This is a genomic window from Photobacterium sp. Ph5, assembly GCF_022129445.1.
Classification (GTDB): Bacteria; Pseudomonadota; Gammaproteobacteria; order Enterobacterales; family Vibrionaceae; genus Photobacterium.
The window spans coordinates 1-3,098 of the sequence record NZ_JADQAQ010000103.1; the positions used below are offsets into that span (position 1 = coordinate 1).

At 38.2% G+C, this 3,098-nt stretch carries 4 protein-coding genes and 1 pseudogene; 4 read left to right on the forward strand and 1 reads right to left on the reverse strand.

Features of this window, described 5'->3' with window-relative positions; translation table 11 throughout:
* Window positions 1–207: 207 nt before the first annotated feature.
* On the reverse strand, window positions 208–423 hold the full coding sequence (locus tag I3259_RS20035) for a helix-turn-helix transcriptional regulator (RefSeq protein ID WP_238031425.1): 216 nt from the start codon (window positions 421–423) through the stop codon (window positions 208–210).
* A 133-nt stretch (window positions 424–556) separates the two neighbouring features.
* Between I3259_RS20035 and I3259_RS20040 the strand changes: the two genes are divergently transcribed.
* The 4 genes and pseudogenes from I3259_RS20040 to I3259_RS20055 all read left to right on the forward strand — a co-directional run.
* Window positions 557–769, forward strand: a complete 213-nt coding sequence (locus I3259_RS20040; protein ID WP_005366793.1) for a hypothetical protein — start codon at window positions 557–559, stop codon at window positions 767–769.
* A gap of 9 nt (window positions 770–778) precedes the next feature.
* On the forward strand, window positions 779–1,954 hold the full coding sequence (locus I3259_RS20045; protein WP_238031426.1) for a DUF3596 domain-containing protein: 1,176 nt from the start codon (window positions 779–781) through the stop codon (window positions 1,952–1,954).
* Between the two features lies 1 nt (window position 1,955).
* On the forward strand, window positions 1,956–2,279 hold the full coding sequence (locus tag I3259_RS20050) for a hypothetical protein (protein ID WP_238031427.1): 324 nt from the start codon (window positions 1,956–1,958) through the stop codon (window positions 2,277–2,279).
* A gap of 214 nt (window positions 2,280–2,493) precedes the next feature.
* A pseudogene (locus I3259_RS20055) lies at window positions 2,494–3,044 on the forward strand (IS30 family transposase); the annotation flags it as partial.
* Window positions 3,045–3,098: the final 54 nt, after the last annotated feature.

Sequence of the window (3,098 nt, forward strand, 5' to 3'; positions counted from 1 at the left end):
GGCGGACTGTTAATCCGTATGTCGCTGGTTCAAGTCCAGCAGGAGGAGCCAAATAGAAAAGCCCGCAAGCAATTGCGGGCTTTTTTACGTCTGTAAAAAATCACTAAAAAAATGCTCGGTGACCAAACGGTGACCAAATTAGTGACCACCATTTTTCGTAGGCTTTAATCATTATCTTATCGGTTAGCACTGTCGTTATTAGATAATCTAATCAGTTTCGCTGCCTTTCTGGATTTCAAACAACTCACCTACCGTAATATCTAAGTAATCGCAAAGCTGCTCAATTACTTCAAGATCAACTCGTGTTGCTGTTTCGTTATATAAGCGTGTAATTGTGCCTCTATTTATTCCCGTATTTCTTGATATATCAGAAATTTTTAATTTTTTTTCGCCCATTAGCTTAGATAAATGGCACTTCAGCATGCTCTTCTCCTGATAAAAATAGTCCCCTATAGGTTAAAAATGGTTGCAATAGGTCAATATTGTGTTACATTTTGTTCTGTAGGAGAGCATTTAAGATTTTTGTAAATCAAATCGAGTTATAGGAGATTGTACGATGGACAATACCTATCTTACAACAGCAGAGCTAGCAGCTCGTATCAAATATGATGAGCGTGTCATTCGTGAACGATTAAAAGATTCTGTTTTATTTGAAGGCGTGCACTACATTCGCCCATTTGGAGGACGAAAGATTTTATTTATTTGGGAACGTGTTGAAGAAGAAATGTTGATTGGCGTTTCTATTGAATCTTTATTAACGGGTAAATAGGGTGATTTTATGGGATCAATAAATACTCGTAATGGTAAGTTAGTTATTGATTTTAGGTATCGAGGTCAGCGTTGCCGAGAGCAAACCCAGTTAGCGGATACCCCACACAATAGAAAGCGACTCACTTTACTCGCTAACAAAATAGAAGCTGAGATCACTCTTGGTTGCTTTGAGTATCAAAAGTATTTTTCTCAAAGTAAGTTGTGTGAAAAATTTAGAGCAATGGAGCATCGAGAGAGAGTATCCTCTCAATATCATAACGCACCGTATAGTCCTAGCTTGGCTGAGTTTGCTGATATTTGGTTAGCTGAAAAAGTGATCGAATGGTCAAAGGGGCATTATATTGATGTTTCTGGCGTTATTGAAAAATACTTACTTCCCACCTTTGGTAATCAAAAGATTAGCTCTATTACCAAGCAGAAAATTTTGCAGTTTCGCTCTATTTTATCTCAAGTTCCAGGACGAAAGGGGGAATACCTAAGCTCTTCTAGAATCAATCACATTATGACGCCATTGCGTCAGTTATTGAATGAAGCAGCAAATCGGTATGACTTTAACTCACCATGGAAAAATATTAAGGCGTTAAAAGTTGGTCGAACAGTCATTGATCCCTTTCATTTAGACGAAGTTGAACATTTTTTAAATGTCGTCCCGAGAGATTATCAAACCTATTATATCACCCGCTTTTTTACAGGGATGAGAACGGGGGAAATTGATGGACTACAGTGGAAAGATATCGATTTCGTAAATAAAACGATCAAGGTAAAACAAGCACTTTCTAGTAACGAACTAAAAGATCTGAAAACTGAAAGTTCATACCGAGATATTGATTTAATTGATCGTGTTGTTGATGTTCTACAAGAACATAAGAAGAGTAAACACACAACTTCTACTTTTGTGTTTGTAAACAGCAAAGGTAAACCATTTTGTTATCCTGTCGTGTCTCGAACTATTTGGTATCCCACGCTTGATGCTGCAGGTCTTCGTCACCGCAACCCTTATCAAACTAGGCACACCTATGCGACGTTATTGCTTGCCTCAGGTGAAGCTCCTGAGTGGATAGCAAAGCAGATGGGGCACAGTACAACCACCATGTTATTTCGTGTTTATTCTCGCTTTGTTCCTAACCTTACACGCCGTGATGGTAGTGCTTTTGAACACTTTCTAAATAATGGGGGACGTTAGTATGCAAATCTCATCTTTAACCGTTCATTGTGCGAGTTTATGCTTAGATGTTGTCAACCAAGAGGATTTTGAGAAACTAACGATTGTTGATATTAAAAACTGGCAAGATGAATTGTATTTGTATATTGAAAATCGAATAGAAATTGTTAAGTGTAGTGATGAAAAACAACACTTGTTTATTACTGCTATACGTGACGAAGTGTTAATGATCTTAATGCTGAGTAAAGAAAATCCATGTGCAAGAGATCCGTATTGGATCCTTGAAAAAATGCAGCGAAAAATAGCATTAAGCTCTCATCTTTATATTAATAATAGCGATCTTTGAGCTTCCTTACCTAGTGTGTAATAACATTTACGGCAGTATGATAAATTGTAATTTAATCACATATTATCAATGTATTATCCCTTGTAGGATATCTCATTATATTAAATAGCCCGATTTCAGATAATAAGTGCGACACTCATGGAAAGGTGTAGAAGAGGAAGCCAACTGCTGAAAGTGGTACGCTCTTCTCGCCAAAGAAACAAGTAGTACTACCATGAGTTATCAACAGTTGATCGAAAGGAGAGGATACCAGATTGCTACCCTTTTGGAACTGGGAATTTCAACCTCTGTAATTGCCCAAAAAGTGAAGTGCCACCGTGCAACGGTTTATCGTGAGTTAAAAAGAAACCGAGTATGCGGCTAATATTGCCGCAAGCACACTCACGCGTCTTCTGAATAAAGCAGGAGCATCAATCAGCCATGAATGGATTTATTATCGCTATGTTACTCAAGACAAACGTCAAGTTGGTAAGCTCTATAGCAATTTAAGGCAAGGACATAAGCGATATCGTAAAGGGCTGTGAAAGAGAAGGCTCCAACGATTAAAAATGCAGTATCGAATGATGACCATCGATTGTCGATAGCCGAGAACGCTTTGGAGACTGGGAAATCGACACTATATTAGGCAGGTACGACACAGGTGCAATCGTCACCGTCTTAGAGCGAAAGAGTCGATTCTATTTAGCCAAAAAAGTAACGTAAAAATCAGCAAATTCGGTGACGAAGGCGACAATAGAAATGCTCATGTCATACAAGGATTTCGTACTGTAGTGGTCAATAAATACTGGCCACAGTTTTAGAGGTTAACCAATATAATCG

Excerpts from the sequence above, each read along its gene's own strand:
- I3259_RS20040 (WP_005366793.1), top strand. The coding sequence starts at position 557 with ATGGACAATACCTATCTTACAACAGCAGAGCTAGCAGCTCGTATCAAA.
- I3259_RS20050 (WP_238031427.1), top strand. The coding sequence starts at position 1,956 with ATGCAAATCTCATCTTTAACCGTTCATTGTGCGAGTTTATGCTTAGAT.
- I3259_RS20035 (WP_238031425.1), bottom strand. The coding sequence starts at position 423 with ATGCTGAAGTGCCATTTATCTAAGCTAATGGGCGAAAAAAAATTAAAA.
- I3259_RS20045 (WP_238031426.1), top strand. The coding sequence starts at position 779 with ATGGGATCAATAAATACTCGTAATGGTAAGTTAGTTATTGATTTTAGG.